The organism is Pseudomonas sp. K5002 (assembly GCF_013386655.1).
Classification (GTDB): domain Bacteria; phylum Pseudomonadota; class Gammaproteobacteria; order Pseudomonadales; family Pseudomonadaceae; genus Aquipseudomonas.
The window spans coordinates 1-16,543 of the sequence record NZ_JACARK010000383.1 but is presented as its reverse complement, the minus strand read 5'-3'; the positions used below and the strand labels follow the sequence as shown (position 1 = coordinate 16,543).

The window sequence follows — 16,543 nt, the reverse complement described above, 5'->3', positions numbered from 1 at the left end:
CGCGCGCTTTGACGCGAAAAGTGCCGAGTGGGGCCCGGAGCACGTATTGGCCACCCGCGAAAGCACGCGCGACGGCACGCACCGCTACATCCGCAAGCTGGGCAACCCGGTGATCGCCCTGGCACCGGACAATCGCCTGTGGATGTTCTACGTTTCGGTGTCGGTAGGCGGCTGGGCCACCAGCGCGATCAACGTGATGGTCTCGGATGACCTCGGGACGAACTGGTCGGCCCCTCGGCAACTGATCACCTCGCCTTTCTTCAATATCAGCACGCTGGTGCGCGCCGCACCGGTATTCCACGCTGACGGTTCCATCGGCCTGCCGGTGTACCACGAGTTCATGGGCAAATTCGCCGAGTACCTGTACTTGAGCCCCGACGGTGCGGTGGTCGACAAATTCCGTATCAGCCGTGGGAAGAACTCGCTGCAGCCGACCATCGTCCCGCAGGACGGCCAACGCGCCATCGCCATGTTGCGTTACGCCGGCGAAACCCATCACCGAGTCCTCGCCAGCCGCACCGAAGACGCCGGCCAAACCTGGAGCGAGCCTTACCCATTGGAACCGTCCAATCCCAACTCCTCGCTGGCAGCCGTCAGCACTGAAGGCGACGGTTTGCTCGTGGCCCTCAACGACCTGCAGGACGGCCGCTTCAAGCTCAGCCTGTACGGCACCGATGCCAAGCTCAATCAGTGGCGCACCGTGGTGGAACTGGATCAATCCCCCGACCCCTTGGGCCAACCGTTCTCCCCTGCGGCCTACAAGGAAATTATCGGCGAAGGCTTCCGCGCCTCCAGCGGCGCCCTGCGCCTGCCGCTGGAACAACGCTTCCTCAGCAACCTGGACTACCGGGTGTGCAAGCCCCGTGGCTGCGATTTCGAATACGAGTACCCGTACTTCAGCCGCAGCCCGGACGGCATGTACCACCTGGTGTACTCGTGGAATAACACCTTTATCAAACATGTCAGCTTCAACGAAGCCTGGCTGTCGGAGCGCCTGTGATGGTTTCTGTATGGCAAGCGCATTTGAGTTTTGTGCTGTTGGGTTTTGTACTGCTCAGCCTGTTGCGCGTCACAACACCCTGGCGCCCCTGGCTGCTGCCGGTGTTGGTGGTGGTAAGTTTTATTCCGGTCAACGAACTGCCGTTGGCGGCGTATGTGCGCAGCTTCACCGATGACCTGGCCATCAGCACCCTGGTGTTGCTGGCGTGGGTCAGCCTGTGCCGGTTGGGCGTGGTGCAGCCGCTCCAGCGCCCGCAGAAGGTTCAGGTGCTGTTGCTGTTTGGCGCCCTGAGCCTGGTGCTGTACCCGGCGACGATGGGCCTGACGTATTTCGACCCCTACCGCTGGGGTTTCAACCCTCGGCCGATGATCGTGCTGATAGGCGCGGCAGCACTGTTGAAGCTCTGGCTGCGTAATACGCTGGCGGTGTGGATGCTCGCGGCGGGCACCCTGGCGTTCGCACTACGGCTCAAGGCCTCGGAAAACTACTGGGACTATCTGATCGACCCACTGCTGACGGGCTACTGCCTGGTGGCCGGGTTGTGGATGCTGGCGATGGCTGCCTGGCGCCCTCTTTTAAAATTGCACAGAGGTCAATGATGGGATGGTTGCACTCGCGCCGCCTGCGCTACGGCGTGGGCGCGATCGGTTTGGTATTTGCGTTGCTGGCGGCACTGCGGCTGGTGTTTGTATGGGGATTTTCCGGGGTCGACCTAAGGGACCCCGCACTGCTGGAAACCGTGGGCATCGGCCTGCGTTTCGACCTGCGCCTGGCGGTGCTGATCCTGTTGCCCCTGGCACTGCTCGCCTGGCTGCCACGCTGGAACCTGGTGACTGTCCCCGCCCTGCGCTGGCTGGCACGGGGTTATCTACTGCTGGCGCTGGCCATCGTCGGGCTGGTGTACATCATCGATTTCGGCCACTACGCCTACCTCGGTGTGCGCATCAACGCCACGGTGCTGCGTTACCTGGAAGACGCGCAGATTTCACAACAGATGGTGTGGGAAACCTACCCGGTGCTGTGGATAACCTTGAGCTGGCTTGCCGCCGTCGGCCTATGGACCTACGCCCTGGTTCGCCTTGAACGCATCACCCTGGATGGCGAACGCAAACCCATTGGCAAGTTGGCCATCGCATCCGTGGCCACCGTCGGCGTGATCGCGGTATTGCTGGCCCTGCTCGGCCGCGTCGCCAACCTCAATATCGAAAACCCGGTGCCCCTGCGCTGGAGCGACGCGTTCTTTTCCGGCAACAACCAGATCGCCGCCGTGGGCCTCAACCCGGTGCTGTTTCTGTACGACACCCTCAAGGTCAGCCAGTCGCAATTCGATGAGGCGCGGGTACGAGAGCATTACCCGCAAGTCGCGAATTATCTGGGGGTCAGCCAGCCCGACCCCGAGCAGTTGAACTTCGCCCGTGAACAAGCCGTGCAGCCTTATCAGCTCAAGGGCGAGCGCCCGCCGAACGTGATCTTCGTGATGCTCGAGTCCCTCGGCACCAGCGCCGTGGGCGCCTATGGCAACCCGCTGAACCCCACGCCGAACCTCGACAAGCTGGCGAAGGAAAGCTGGTTCTTCAAACACTTCTACGTGCCCGTCACCGGCACCGCCAAAACCGTGTGGGCGAGCATCACCGGCGTGCCCGACGTTACCCGCCAGGAGACGGCGACCCGCAACCCGCTGATCACCCGGCAACACACCTTGATCAATGCGTTCGAGGACTACCAGAAGCTCTACATGATCGGCGGCAATGCCGGCTGGGCGAATATCAACGCCTTGATCCGCCAGAGCATCGACGGCGTGAAGCTGTATGACGAAAGCCACTGGCGCTCGCCACGGGTGGACGTGTGGGGCGTTTCGGATCTGGACCTGTTCAAGGAAGGCGACGAACTGCTGCGGGCCATCCCCAAGGACCAACCGTTCTTCGCCTACCTGCAAACCTCCGGCAATCACCGCCCGTTCACCATCCCCAAGACCAACGATGGCTTCAAGGTGCATGACCTCACCGTGGAACAAGTCCAGGCCGCAGGCAGCCGCAGCGTCGAGCAGTACAACGCCGTGCGCCTGCTGGACTTCAACATCGGCCGCCTGATGGAAATCGCCAAGGCTGGCGGTTACTACGACAACACCATCTTCGTGTTTTTCGGCGACCACAACACCCGAATCAGCCAGATTCCGCACATGGCGCCGGCATTCGAGCAGCTTGGGCTGGAAAGCAACAACGTGCCGATGATGATCCACGCGCCCGGCCTGCAACCCCGGGTGATCGAAGAAGCCGTCGGCCTGGCGGACCTGCTGCCGACCGTGGCCGGCATGGCGGGCATACCGTTCCGCAATGGCGCGATGGGCCGAGATATCCAGCAACCTGCGCCGGAAGGCGAGCGCGTGGTGCCGCTGGTATTGCGCGAGGGCACGTTCCCGCTGATCGGCGGCGTGACCAAGGACTTCCTGCTGCAAATGGAGCACGACGGCAGCTCGCCGACCCTGCATGACCTGGCGTCGCAAACGCCGAGGAACAATGTGGCTCAGCAGTATCCCGAGGAGTTTGAGCGGTTGCAGGGGCTGACCCGTGGCCTGCATGAGAGTGCGCGATTGATGTTGTTCCGGAACGTGCGCTGAAGTCACCTGACGGTTGGGCTGTACTATCGGCCCAGCCAATCCATCCCCACAATCTATCGATTTGAGGTCCACCTCACCCTCCCCGACTATGGCGGCACTTCCAATAACAAAAACCAGGAACCCGCCATGACTGCCCGCTTCCACAACCCGGTAGACACCCGCTTCGGCTGGGGCTGCCTGCAAGAACTCGCCGCTCTTACCGAAGGCCAGACCGTCGCCCTCGTGACCTTTCCCGAAGCCCGCGGGCTCGGTTTGGTAGACCGCATCCAGGCCCTGCTGGGCGAACGCCTGGTGTACGTCATTGAAGACGTACAGCCCAACCCTGACGTGGCCCAACTGCGCGACACCTACGAGCGTTTCTGGCTGCAGGCCGGTGACTGCCAGGTGGTGGTCGCCGTCGGCGGTGGCAGTGCAATTGATACGGCAAAGGCCTTGATCGTCGGCACAGATTCCGGGGATTTCGACGAGCTGCTGGCGTTGCTGGCCACCGGTAAACCTTTCGCGCCGGCCCGCCACAAGCTGTTGATTGCCGCACCGACCACCGCCGGCACCGGCAGCGAAGTCACGCCATGGGCGACGATCTGGGACTCCGCCAGCCTCAAGAAGTATTCGCTGCACCTGGACTGCACCTGGCCGACAGTGGCGATCATCGACCCGCAGTTGATGCTGACGGTGCCGGCCGGGGTCACGGTGTCCACCGGGCTGGATGCCTTGTCCCATGCGCTGGAATCGATCTGGAACGTCAACGCCAACCCGGTCTCGGACACCTTCGCCATCTCCGCCATCGAAGACATCCTGGAATGCCTGCCGCGCTTGCGGCGTGACCTCGGCAACCAGGAATTGCGCTCGCGCATGGCCTTGGCGGCGCTGAAAGCCGGCCTGGCTTTTTCCAACACCAAGACCGCCCTCGCCCACTCCATCTCTTATGAGATGACTCTGCACCACGGCCTGCCCCATGGCATCGCCTGCTCCTTCACTTTGCCGCTGGTACTGGGCCTGGCATGGGGGCACGACGCCGCGCGGGACCGCACTCTGCAACGGGTATTCGGCACCGACCTGCAGCAGGCCCAGGCGCAGTTGCGCGACTTCCTCCACAGCCTGGACGTGAAGACCGAATTTGCCGACTACGGCGTGAATGCCACCGAGGCCGAGGCGATGATCCTCTTCGCCCTGCAAGGCGCACGCGGCAAGAATTTCATCGGCGCGCAAGCGGCCTAGACTCACCGTAATTCGGTCGTTTCCTGTTGCACCTATCAAGAGTGCCCCCCTGCGGCTGCGGTCGCCGGGGCGAATAACAATAAGGAAAACATCATGAATCGTGCACACGTGCTGCCTGTTCCTGCCGTCCGTACCTCATCGTTTCGCGTAGCCCAGTGGCGCATGCTGCTGGCGGCGATGTTTTGTTATCTGTTTTTCTACACCGGCCGCCAGACCTTCGGCTTTGCCATCCCCGGAATCCAGGCCGAGTTCGGCCTGACCAAGGAAACCCTAGGTTGGGCCTCCGCGGCGATGCTTTGGGCCTACGCGATTGGCCAGGCGATCAACGGCAACCTCGCCGACAAGTTCGGCGGCCGCCGCATCATGACCCTGGGCGCGGTGCTGTCCTGCGCGGCCAACTGGGTCACCAGTTTCGCCGGCGGCTTTGCCGGGTTGATCCTGCCGTGGGGCATCAACGGTTACTTCCAGGCTCTCGGCTGGGCACCCGGCAGCCGGTTGATTTCCAATTGGTGGAGCGCCGGCGAGCGCGGCAAGGTGTATGGCTTTTATGTGTTCGCCGCCGGGTGCGCCTCGGTCCTGTCGTACGTCACCTCCATCGTGGTGCTGGAAGTGTTCCAACTGGAATGGCGCTGGATCTTCCGCCTGCCGGTGCTGTTGATGTTGGCGGGCGGCATTATTTTCTACCTGGTGGCCCGCGAGCGGCCTCAAGACATGGGCTTCGAGCCCCTGGCCGATACTGGCGTGGCGAATGCCGAAGACAAGAATCATGAAGTGGCCCACGGCGAAGTCGAATCCTCGGCGCAGCGCTACAAGGCGGTGCTGAAAAATCCGCGGCTGATCATCGCCGCGATCTCCCTGGGTTTCCAGAACGCCGCCCGCTACGGCCTGATCGTCTGGGTGCCGGTGCACTTCCTCGGGGCCAACTGGAAAAGCGGCGACAGCATGATCGACCCCAAGTGGATCACCGTGGCCCTGCCGGTGGGCATGGCCATCGGCGCCCTGAGCAACGGCTGGGTCTCGGACAAGCTGTTCGGCTCCAAACGCTACCTGGCGATCATGCTCTACATGTTCCTCGGCGCCGCCACCAGCCTGTGGATGTGGAGTTTGCCGCCCCACAGCGCAATCGGCCTGGTAGCGTTGTTCCTCTGCGGGTTCTTCGTGTATGGCCCGGCGTCGAGTTTCTGGGCGCTGTGCCCGGACCTGGTCGGCGCCAAGCGTGCGGGTACGGCCACGGGCGTGATGAATTTCTCATCCTATCTGTTCGCCGGCCTGGCGGAACCGCTGATCGGCAGTATGCTCGACAGTACCGGCAATACCTCGCTGATCTTCATCGTCGTGACCTCGGCCTGCCTGTGCAGCGCAGCGGTGGCGTTGTTTATCCGACGTTGATGACCGGCCCGGCGGACCTCAGGAACAGGACTCGTTATGTACCAGTACCACAAGTGGCTGCGCTCGTTTCATGCGGTGGCGAAGACCGGCAGTTTCACCCTCGCCGCCGAATACCTGAGCGTCGGCCAGCCGACGGTCAGCGAGCAGGTCAACGGGCTGGAGAAGCAGTTCTCGGTGGAGCTGTTCCACCGTCGCGGGCGGTTTATCGAGATGAGTGCCGCCGGGCACGCCCTTTACGGGATCACCCAGGGGCTGTTCGGCCAGGAGGATGAAGCCATGCAACTGTTGCAGAGTTTCAAGCAGCGCAAGACCGGGCTGCTGCGCCTGGGCGCGGTGTCGCCGCCGATCGCGATGAACCTGACCTACGAGCTGATGCAGCGCCACCCGGACATCGAACTGGAAACCTCGTTTTCCCCGGAAAAGGAAACCCTGGACCGGCTCTTCAACTTCGATATCGACGTGGCGATCCTGGCCCTTTCGGAGTTCGACCAGCGCTTCGATACCCAGCTGTACCGGCGCTATCCGATTATTGCGGTGGTGCGCGATGACCACCCGTGGGCCCGGCAGAAAGAGGTGCACGTGGAACAGATCAGCCGCGAAAAGTGGGTGATGCGCGAGAAAAGCTCACGCACCCGGCAACTGGTGGAAGAAAGCTGCAAGCGCCAGGGCATCGCCGTGAACTGCGTGATGCAGCTGAACAGTCGCGAAGCCATTGTGCACGCGATCACCAAGGGCATCGGCATCGGCTTTGTGTCTGCCGTGGAATACGCCGAAACCCCGGGCACCACGCCGATCACCTTCGTCGACCATCCGTTTTTCATCGACTACCACTTGTGTTGCCTGGGCATCCGCCGCAACCGACCGATGATCGCCGAGCTATTCGAGGCCAGCCCGATCCCGGCCACCTGATCGTCTTGACCGTTTAAACCCTCACCAGGCGCTTACCTCTTCTTTGAGAGAGGGACGGCCTGCTCACACCTGAAAATGGAGACTTGCCATGCACTACCAACAACCTTCCAAGCTGCAAGCCGTGGTCCTGGACTGGGCCGGCACCGTCGTCGACTTCGGTTCCTTCGCCCCCACGCAGATTTTTGTCGAGGCGTTCGGCGAGTTCGGCGTCGCCGTTTCCCTGGAGGAAGCCCGCGGCCCGATGGGCATGGGCAAGTGGGATCACATCCGCACCTTGTGCAACCTGCCACAGATTGCCGAGCGTTATCGGGCGGTATTTGATCGCTTGCCGACTGACGAGGATGTCACCGCACTGTATGAGCGCTTCATGCCGTTGCAGATCGAGAAAATCGCGCTGCATTCGGCGGTCATTCCCGGCGCCCTTGGGGCGATCAACACCCTGCGCGGGCAGGGCTTGAAGATTGGCTCCTGCTCCGGGTACCCGGCGGTGGTGATGGCCAAGGTGGTCGAACTGGCGCGACAGAACGGCTACGTCGCCGACCATGTGGTGGCGACCGACGAAGTGCCCAACGGGCGCCCGCATCCGGCGCAGGCACTGGCCAACGTGATTGCCCTGGGGGTCAGCGATGTGGCCGCGTGCGTGAAGGTCGACGACACCTGGCCGGGGATCCTGGAAGGCCGTAGCGCCGGCATGTGGACGGTGGCGTTGACCTGTTCCGGCAACGCACTGGGTTTGACCTACGAGCAATACAAGGCGCTGCCTGCTGCTGAGCTGGCGCTGGAGCGTGCGCGCATTACACAGATGTTCGAGGGCTCGCGGCCGCATTACCTGATCGACACCATCGTCGAACTGCCGGCGGTGATCGACGATATCAATGCGCGTTTGGCGCGCGGAGAAACGCCGCAGGGTTCTTGATGGGCCGATGGGGTCAGTGAGCTGACCCCACACTGCGGCCTATCGCCCTGCGACAAGCTGCTCGCTAAGTATCCACAGCCGCTGCGCCAACCCGGTATCCACCGCCCACGGCCTGACGCCCAACTGCTCTTCCGATTCCGCACTCACTGCCGCCGCCACATCACAGTTCTCGCAATAGACCCCGCCCATTCCCGCCAACTGCCCACTCACCGCGCACCACACACTGGTGGCCGCGCCTTGCTCCGGGGTTTTCATGTTCCGCTCAGGGTCGATCACCGGTTTCCCGTGCTCGTCGACATAGCCTGATGCCTGCAAGACTTCAGGCTTCATGTGCCGCACCAGATCGGTAATGATTCCACCGGGATGCACCGCAAAAGCCCTTACCCCACTCGCCGCACCGAGCGTATCCAGATGCACGGCGAACAGCGCATTGGCAGTCTTGGACTGACCGTAGGCCCTCCATGGATCGTAGGCCTGGCGCTCGAAATTCCAGTCGTCAAAGTCGACGGCGCCGTGCACATGCCCCCGTGAGGACAGCGTCACCACCCGTGCACCTTCGGCGCGCTGCAAGGCCGGCCACAGGCGCTGGGTAAGCAGGAAATGCCCGAGATGGTTGGTCGCGAACTGAGATTCGTAGCCCTGGGCATTGCGGCTCAGCGGCGGCGCCATGATGCCCGCGTTATTGATCAGCAGGTGCAGCGGGCAGCCTGTCGCCAGAAAGCGCACGGCAAACTGTTCGATGGACTGGGCGTCCATCAAGTCCAGGGGTTCAAGTTGCAGCTGTGGGTAAGGTTTGAGTGCGGCGCGTGCCTTGGCCAGGTCACGGGCCGGGACGATCACGCGGGCGCCCGCGGCAGCCAGGGTACGGGCGGTGACCAGGCCAATGCCGGAGTAGCCGCCCGTGACAATCGCCACCTTGCCCGAGAGATCGACGCCCCGGATGACTTCGGCGACGGTGGTTGCTGCTCCATAGCCGCTGTGGATCGGTTTTTGTACTGTGGGCATGACAGAGTCTCCATTGGACGTGTGGTTAACACGCTACCCCTCGAAAGCCGTACTCTGAATACTCGATTATCCCATTTACATGCGTAAAAGTACGAATATGCCCAGCGACCCGTTTTCCGAGATTCTCACGTTCGTGAATGCCCAATCGGTGATGACCGGCGGCTTCAGCGCGGGCGGCGCCTGGGCCCTGCGTTTTCCCGCGCCGGACAAGATCAAGTTTTTCGGGGTGGTGAAGGGGCAGTGCTGGTTGTGGATGGATGGCGAACTGGCGCCGGTGTTGATTGAGGCGGGCGATGTGTTCCTGCTGTGTGCGCAACGCTCGTTTGTGCTTGCAGGCGATGTGTCGGTCGCGCCTTTGGAAGCGCGGCAATTATTCGCTGACGCCGGCCGCTTCCCGCAAATCGGTGACGGCCAGGGCTGTGTGCAAATCGGCGGCTACGTGCAACTGGACCCGGAGAGTGGCGGCCTGCTGGCCAACGCGCTGCCGCCCCTGATCCACGTGCGGGCCACGTCGCCGCAAGCGACAATCGTGCAATGGCTACTCGGCCAGTTGGCACATGAGGGGCAAGCCAATTTGCTCGGGGCAAGCTTGGCGTCGGCGCAACTGGCGCAGTTGATGTTTATCCAGATCCTGCGGGCCTATGTCGAGACCTCGGGCGTATTACCCGAAGGCTGGCTGCGCACGGTCAGCGACAAGCGCCTGGCCCCCGCGCTGCGCTTGATACACAGCGAGCCGGGGCGTGCCTGGACACTGGAAGACCTGGCTACGGCGGCTGCGATGTCGCGCACCACCTTTTCGCACTACTTCAAGAGCGTTGCCGGGGTACCACCGTTGGCGTACCTGACCGAGTGGCGCATGCGCCTTGCGCAACGAGCGTTGCGCGAGGGGAATCTGTCAGTGGGCGTGTTAGCGCAGTCGTTGGGGTACGGTTCTGAAAGTGCGTTCAGCAACGCCTTCAAGCGAGTGACAGGAAAGGCCCCGAGGCATTATCGGGACGCGTGCCGTCAATCAATGTGAATTACTGCGCCTGGGACGTCGCAAGGTACGCCAGCAGGTTATCGATCTTCTCCTGGTCGCTGATCCCCCAGAAAATCATCCGGGTGCCGCTCACGACCTTTTTCGGTGCCTCGATGTAGGCGGCCAGCTTGTCCCGCGTCCAGACCACGCCTGAATTCTTCATCGCATCTGAATACTGGTAATCAGTGGTCGTGCCGGCCGGGCGGCCAATGATGCCGTTGAGCTGCGGCCCGAAACCGCCCCGGGCATTTTCGCCGACGCTATGGCAACCGCCGCAGGTTTTGCTGAATAACTTTCCACCGGCTTCGGCGTCTCCCGCCGCCGCTGCCGGCAGGCTGACGAGACCGGCAATCAGGGCGAGGCTGAATAATACGACGTACTTCATGGGTAACTTTCCATCCGTTGTGCCGGTTCAGCTGGGGACTTGCCATGACATGGCACAGCGACTGCCCGGCGCAAAACCGTGACGATACTCCTCACGCAGAGCCTCTGCCAAACGATGATCCGGCGCCAGCGAATGTGCTTGCTCAAATCCCAGCCGCTGATAAAACGGGCTGTTCCAGGGCACGTCGCAAAATGTGGTCAAGGTGACTGCCCGCAACCGGCGCGAGCGAGCCTCATTCATCACGGCCTCAAGCAATTGCCGCCCTGCGCCACGGCCCTGCATAACCTGCGCCACCGACAGTTCATGGATGTGCAGGTCGTCATCAAACATCTGTGCACTGAGAAAACCCTGGACCTGGCCAGCAGCATCCACCGCCACCCAACACGTACCCCACGCGATCAACTGCAGATGACGTTCAACACTCATGACCTCGGCATCGGCCAGCCAGCTCAAGGATTCGATCGCACGAAAGGACTGGGCCGCACTGCGCTCTATTGCAGGTAAACACACTGCGTCGGGTGCGGCGGCAAGTCGGATAACAGTGAGCATGAGGCAACCCGGGATCGTTGAAGCACCTGAGATTAACATCTGGAAACAGCCACTCAATTGATATCACCCCACCACTCTGCTTGCATGCCCGCTCCTCTCGGCACAGCGGTTCAGGAGACAAGCGATGAAAACCATGGTGGTCGGTGCAAGCAAAGGATTGGGCAGGGCCTTGATGGAAGGGCTGGGCGGGGTTGGGGATACGCTGATCGGGGTGTCCCGCAGTCGCCCTGATCCCTTGACGTGCAGCACTGGCGCCGAGGTGCGCTGGGTGGAAGCAGACCTTGGCATGCCTGGCCAAGCGGCGCACGTCATCGAGCAGGCGGTGGCGGCAGGCGGGCTGGACACACTGATCTATAACCTGGGCATCTGGGAGGCGCGGGCGTTTGATCCGGCGTACAGCTATCTCACCGACGAGGACACGCAACTGGAAGCCATCGTCAGTTGCAACATCACCGCACCGCTGTTGTTGATCAAGCGGCTGCTGCCGGTGTTATTGAAGAGCCCACAGCCGCGCATCATCCTCACAGGCTCGACCTCGGGACTGCCCCAGAGCGGCCGGCCCGAAGTGGCGTTCGGCGCCTCGAAATTCGCCTTGCGCGGCATCGCCGATGCGCTGCGTGAAGGCTATCGCCAGCAACGCCTGGGTGTCACTTGCCTGAACCTGGGCTATCTGAATACCGAAGATTCCTTGAGCACCTCACGCACCCAGGCCGAACAGCGCGGTGAGGGCCAATTGATTCCGGTGCATGACGTGGTGCAGGTGGTGCGTATGGTCTTGAGCCTGTCCGGCGCCAGTTTCGTCAAGGAGCTGACGTTGCCGGCGCTGCTGGATGAACGCTTCTAGCAGGTTTCGCCAGTGGAGCGCCCTGCCCTGACGCAATTCAAAGACAACCAAATGACCACCCATCGCAAAAAAAACATCCAATCGAACCTAATCGACGGCGCCCCACTCCACCTTACTTAACCCGGATGGTGGAGTAAGGATCATGGCTCAGCCATCGATATTGGTGCTGGAAGACGACGAAATCATTCGCTCGTTGATGGTAGATGTACTGGAGGATTTCGGCGCGGTGGTGACCTCGTTCCCGTCCGCAGACGAAGGGATGATTTTTCTTGAACGAGCCAGTGATCCGGTAGACTTGATTGTCAGCGATATCCAGATGCCCGGCCTGCTCAATGGCTACGACTTGAGCAAGGTGGTCGCCCATCGCTGGCCGACGCTGCCGGTGGTGCTGACCTCGGGCAACACCGCAATGGCCTCGCAGTTGGGCAGCACCGTGCGGTTCCTGCCCAAGCCATGGACCACCAAGCGCCTGATCGACTGCGTGCAGTCGGCCCTGGTGCAGGGTTCGCCCATGCACTGATAGCATCGCGATATCAGCCAAGGCGAACTTCACGGCGACTCCTGCGGTCAGTTATTAAGCAACCTTACATGGCCAGCAGGCCCCCAGTTCGAGTTTACTGAATGCATTCACAGGCCCATGACGTTAGTGCGCCCCCTGTACTTGAAGCCCTGCGCTCGGGTACCGCTTTACTGCACGTCGCCCTGGAAAAGCGCTTGCCGTTTTTCTCCCCGCAGCTCGATCACACTCGGTATAAACGCCTGCTCCAGGCCTATTACGGGTTCTACAACCCTCTGGAAACGACGCTGCACGACAGCGGCTTGATACCCGTGGGGTTTGATCAGGTGCTGCGTCGCAAAGCTCCCACCTTGCTGACGGATCTTCACGCTCTGGGCCTGGACGCCCGAGCCATCGCCGCCCTTCCCCATTGCATGTCGCTACCGCTCCTCGACACGCCGGCCGCCTGCCTGGGCGCGCTGTATGTGTTGGAAGGTGCCACCCTGGGCGGGCAGATCCTGCGCCGGGAAATGGCCCAGCGCCTGGGACTGGATGCCGACAACGGCGGCGCGTTTCTCAACGTGTACGGCGCTGAAACCGGTCGGCGCTGGAAAGACTTTCTCGACTACCTGAGCCATGTGCCCCTCGATGCGCACGCCAAACTGCGCGCCGTGAACGCGGCCCGCTCGACATTCAGCTGCTTTGAGCAATGGCTCGACAGCCAGGAGGTACTGCTATGAAACCCGAAGATTTTGAAGAGTTGCTTGCCAACTGTGCAGACGAACCCATCCGCTTCCCGGGGGCCATCCAGCCCCACGGTGCGCTGCTGACCCTGTCCGAGCCGGAACTGCATATCGTGCAGGTGAGCGCCAACGTAGCCGAACTGTTCAACCACTCGCCGGAATCCTTGCTGGGCCAGCCGCTGCACACATTGATCGGCATTGAACATGCCGAAGCCGTCCGGGCCATGGTCACGCAAAACAGCTTTTTCGACGCCGCACCGCTGCACATGACCCTCAACGGCGCCGAGTTCGAAGGCTTGCTGCACCGCCATCAGGATGTACTGGTGCTGGAGTTCGAACCACGGCTCAAGGACTTCCAGCCGCGGGCACTCAATGGCCGGACCAGCAACCTGGGCAAGATGCTTCAACGCCTGCAGGCGGCGAAAACCCTGCAAGCCTTGTATGAAATCAGCGTCAACGAAATCCAGGCCATGACCGGCTACGACCGGGTGCTGATTTATCGTTTCGAAGAGGAAGGCCACGGCCAGGTGATCGCCGAAGCGTCCGCCCCGTCGATGGAATTGTTCAACGGCCTGTTCTTCCCGGCGTCTGACATCCCCGAACAAGCCCGGGAGCTGTACCGCACCAATTGGCTGCGGATCATCCCCAATGCCGATTATGAGGCAGTGCCGCTGGTGCCCAGGTTGCGCCCGGACACCGGCCAGCCCCTGGACCTGAGCTTCGCCACCCTGCGCAGCGTGTCGCCGATTCACTGCCAGTACATGAAAAACATGGGGGTGCTGTCGTCCATGAGCATCTCCCTGATGGCCGGCGACAAACTCTGGGGCCTGATCAGTTGCGGCAACCGCCAGCCGCTGCTGGTGCCCAATGATTTGCGCACCGCGTGCCAGACCATCGGCCAGGTGCTGTCGTTGCAGATCAGCGCCATGGAGGCCCTGGACCTAAGCCGCCAGCGCGAAGAAAAAGTCGAGGCCCTGGCCTTGCTCAGCCAGGCCATGCAGGCCTCGCCCGCAAACGTCTTCGATGGCCTGGCGCAGCGTCCGCAATTGCTGATGGACCTGACCCTCGCAGGCGGTGTGGCAATCATCGAAGACAAGCAACTGCACCGCTACGGCAATTGCCCGGAACCTGCGCAGATTCGCGCCCTGCACAAGTGGCTGCAAGAGGCCGGGCAGCCGGTGTTTGCCAGCCATAACCTGGCCTCGGTTTACCCGCCGGCGGCTGAATACCAGCACGTAGCCAGTGGCGTGCTGGCCATGAGCTTGCCCAAGCCGGTGGACAACGGCGTGTTGTGGTTTCGTCCCGAAGTGAAGGAAAACATCAACTGGAGCGGCGACCCGAACAAACCCCTGGACCTGGAAAGCACCGACGCGGGCCTGCACCTTCGCCCACGCACCTCGTTTGAAATCTGGAAGGTGGAGATGGCCGGCATTTCCACCAAATGGAGCCACGGTGACCGCTTCGCCGCCAACGACCTGCGCCGCTCGGCCCTGGAAAATGACCTGGCCCGCCAGGTGCTGCGTGAACAACAGGCGGTGCGCGCCCGGGATGAACTGGTGGCGGTGGTTTCCCACGACCTGCGCAACCCGATGACGGTGATCTCGATGCTCTGCGGCATGATGCAAAAGGCCTTCAGTTCCGATGGCCCACACACCTCGCGACGGATTTCCTCGGCCATCGATACCATGCAACAAGCCGCCGGGCGCATGAATGTGCTGCTGGAAGATTTGCTCGACACCTCGAAGATCGAAGCCGGGCGCTACACCGTCAAGCCGGTGGCCCTGGACGTGAGCCAGATGTTCGAGGAGGCCTATTCACTGCTCGCGCCCCTGGCGATGGAAAAGGGCATCGACCTGTCCTTCAATGCCGAACCCGGGCTGCAAATCCATGCCGACCCGGAACGGTTGTTCCAGGTGCTGTCGAACCTGATCGGCAACGCCATCAAGTTCACCCCGCGCCAGGGCAATATCGGCATCAGTGCGCTGAGCAATGGCGAAGAGATCGTGTTTTCGGTACGTGACTCCGGCGAAGGGATCGCCCCTGATCAGTTGCCTCACGTGTTTGATCGCTACTGGACGCAAACCGAAAACAATCCCACCGGCAGCGGCCTGGGCTTGTACATCACCCAAGGCATCGTGCAGGCCCACGGCGGGCGGATCGAGGCTGAGAGTGAGTTGGGGCGAGGCAGCGAGTTTCGGTTCACGGTGCCCAAGCCGGCTTGAAACGGCGCCTCATCGAGACGGCGAAGCATATGGAAATCCAAAGGCCCGGAACGCCGGACCGGGCCAGGGCCACTGATCAGGACGCACTCAAAGGGAGGTGAATGCGCACACTTCACGTCCTTTCTAATGAGAGCCAACATCTATGTCCTTTCCAATCATTGGCAGCGCTTTCCATATCCAATCCTTCAATGGGCCCACTCATTCGCCTCAAGCCACTCAACCCGTCCAACCTGTTCAGCCGGCCCCCAAACCAAACGATGAGCCCTCGCGTAGCAGTTCCAACCAGCAAAGTTTTCAGTCGAACAGCAGTAATCTGAGCGGTTTGGGACCCAATTTGCTCTGACCGTTAAGCCGTCCTAAACCGGCAACACCACCACGGCGGCCAACCCGCCGCACGGGCGATTTTCCAGGGTCAGCGTTCCACCGTGTTCCAGGACGATCGCCCGTGCCGTGGAGAGTCCCAAACCGACACCCCCGGTACTTTTATTGCGTGAACCTTCCAGACGAAAGAACGGCAGGAACACCTGCTCATGTTGCTCCTGCGGGATGCCCGGGCCACGGTCCAGCACCCGCACCGTCACCCTTCCCGGGCTCTGTTGCAGCTCAATCTCCGGCGCCAGCCCGTAGTGGATCGCATTGTCCATCAGGTTGGTCATCACTCGCTTGAGCCCCAGCGGACGACCGAAATACACCAGCCGGGGCGGGCCATTGAAGCCGATGTCGATGGACTGGTCGCGGTAGTCGTCAATCAGCGTTTGCAGCAACTCCGCAAGGTCCAGTTGGGTGGCCTGTTCCAGGCGCGCATCGTCGCGAAAGAATTCCAGCGCGGTGTTGATCATCGCCTGCATCTCGTCGACATCCCGGAACAGGCGGTGCTGCTGGTCGGCATCTTCGATGAATTCCCCCCGCAGGCGCAGGCGGGTCAGCGGCGCACGCAGGTCATGGGAAATCGCGGCGAGCATCTGGGTGCGGTCCTGGATGAAGTGCTGCAACTGCGCCTGCATGCCGTTGAACGCGAGAATCGCCTGGCGGATTTCCTGGGGGCCGACCGGCTCGATAGGCGGCGCACGAAAGTCGGCGCCGAAACGTCGCACACCCTGGGCGAAATACTGCAGCGGCCGGGCCTGGCGCCGGGTGGCGATCAGCGTGACCAGCGCGGTGGAAATCAGTCCCAGCATCAGCACGATCAGGCTTCGCGGGCCTTCCGCCAGGCCCCAGCTGCGCGACGGCGC

The 16,543-nt window shown here is 62.0% G+C and carries 16 protein-coding genes; 12 read left to right on the top strand and 4 right to left on the bottom strand.

The features are described 5' to 3' along the window. From HX846_RS18230 to phnX, 7 genes are all read left to right on the top strand, one after another. Window positions 1–1,000 (top strand): exo-alpha-sialidase (locus HX846_RS18230; protein WP_178965841.1); only part of this gene is annotated, 1,000 nt, incomplete at its 5' end. After that, window positions 1,000–1,599, top strand: coding sequence for a hypothetical protein (locus HX846_RS18225; protein WP_178965840.1), 600 nt, complete (start codon window positions 1,000–1,002; stop codon window positions 1,597–1,599). The genes HX846_RS18230 and HX846_RS18225, both read left to right, overlap by 1 nt. Continuing rightward, on the top strand, window positions 1,599–3,617 hold the full coding sequence (locus HX846_RS18220; RefSeq protein WP_178965839.1) for an LTA synthase family protein: 2,019 nt from the start codon (window positions 1,599–1,601) through the stop codon (window positions 3,615–3,617). Before HX846_RS18225 ends, HX846_RS18220 begins: the two co-directional genes overlap by 1 nt. A gap of 126 nt (window positions 3,618–3,743) precedes the next feature. Continuing rightward, complete coding sequence (gene psrA / locus HX846_RS18215) at window positions 3,744–4,835, top strand: iron-containing alcohol dehydrogenase PsrA (RefSeq protein ID WP_178965838.1); 1,092 nt, start codon at window positions 3,744–3,746, stop codon at window positions 4,833–4,835. A 93-nt stretch (window positions 4,836–4,928) separates the two neighbouring features. After that, window positions 4,929–6,224: an MFS transporter gene (locus HX846_RS18210; RefSeq protein WP_102606353.1), complete on the top strand. Its 1,296-nt coding sequence runs from the start codon at window positions 4,929–4,931 to the stop codon at window positions 6,222–6,224. A gap of 36 nt (window positions 6,225–6,260) precedes the next feature. Next, window positions 6,261–7,133: a LysR substrate-binding domain-containing protein gene (locus HX846_RS18205; RefSeq protein ID WP_087695146.1), complete on the top strand. Its 873-nt coding sequence runs from the start codon at window positions 6,261–6,263 to the stop codon at window positions 7,131–7,133. Between the two features lie 88 nt (window positions 7,134–7,221). Further along, window positions 7,222–8,049 (top strand): phosphonoacetaldehyde hydrolase, encoded by an 828-nt coding sequence (gene phnX / locus HX846_RS18200; protein ID WP_178965837.1) that lies wholly within the window; start codon window positions 7,222–7,224, stop codon window positions 8,047–8,049. A 39-nt stretch (window positions 8,050–8,088) separates the two neighbouring features. On the opposite strand, the gene HX846_RS18195 is transcribed toward phnX, so the two are convergent. Then, entirely contained in the window at window positions 8,089–9,054 is a 966-nt protein-coding gene (locus HX846_RS18195) for an oxidoreductase (RefSeq protein ID WP_177021389.1), read from the bottom strand. 97 nt (window positions 9,055–9,151) lie between these two features. On the opposite strand from HX846_RS18195, the gene HX846_RS18190 reads away from it, so the two are divergent. Further along, a complete protein-coding gene (locus HX846_RS18190) occupies window positions 9,152–10,072 on the top strand; it encodes an AraC family transcriptional regulator (RefSeq protein ID WP_003210353.1) in 921 nt (306 codons plus the stop codon). A 1-nt stretch (window position 10,073) separates the two neighbouring features. On the opposite strand, the gene HX846_RS18185 is transcribed toward HX846_RS18190, so the two are convergent. Both HX846_RS18185 and HX846_RS18180 read right to left on the bottom strand, forming a co-directional pair. Then, a complete protein-coding gene (locus tag HX846_RS18185; protein WP_178965836.1) occupies window positions 10,074–10,457 on the bottom strand; it encodes a cytochrome c family protein in 384 nt (127 codons plus the stop codon). Window positions 10,458–10,484: 27 nt separating this feature from the next. Continuing rightward, the gene (locus HX846_RS18180; RefSeq protein ID WP_032899797.1) at window positions 10,485–11,006 is read right to left on the bottom strand and encodes a GNAT family N-acetyltransferase; all 522 of its coding nucleotides are present in this window, start codon (window positions 11,004–11,006) and stop codon (window positions 10,485–10,487) included. 124 nt (window positions 11,007–11,130) lie between these two features. Between HX846_RS18180 and HX846_RS18175 the strand changes: the two genes are divergently transcribed. From HX846_RS18175 to HX846_RS18160, 4 genes are all read left to right on the top strand, one after another. Further along, window positions 11,131–11,850, top strand: coding sequence for an SDR family oxidoreductase (locus HX846_RS18175; RefSeq protein WP_178965835.1), 720 nt, complete (start codon window positions 11,131–11,133; stop codon window positions 11,848–11,850). A 142-nt stretch (window positions 11,851–11,992) separates the two neighbouring features. Beyond that, window positions 11,993–12,370 (top strand): response regulator, encoded by a 378-nt coding sequence (locus HX846_RS18170; protein ID WP_003210361.1) that lies wholly within the window; start codon window positions 11,993–11,995, stop codon window positions 12,368–12,370. 101 nt (window positions 12,371–12,471) lie between these two features. After that, window positions 12,472–13,086 (top strand): biliverdin-producing heme oxygenase, encoded by a 615-nt coding sequence (locus HX846_RS18165; protein ID WP_178965834.1) that lies wholly within the window; start codon window positions 12,472–12,474, stop codon window positions 13,084–13,086. Continuing rightward, on the top strand, window positions 13,083–15,311 hold the full coding sequence (locus HX846_RS18160; RefSeq protein ID WP_177040131.1) for an ATP-binding protein: 2,229 nt from the start codon (window positions 13,083–13,085) through the stop codon (window positions 15,309–15,311). Before HX846_RS18165 ends, HX846_RS18160 begins: the two co-directional genes overlap by 4 nt. A gap of 356 nt (window positions 15,312–15,667) precedes the next feature. On the opposite strand, the gene HX846_RS18155 is transcribed toward HX846_RS18160, so the two are convergent. Then, a partial coding sequence (locus HX846_RS18155; RefSeq protein WP_178965833.1) for an ATP-binding protein occupies window positions 15,668–16,543 on the bottom strand: 876 nt, incomplete at its 5' end.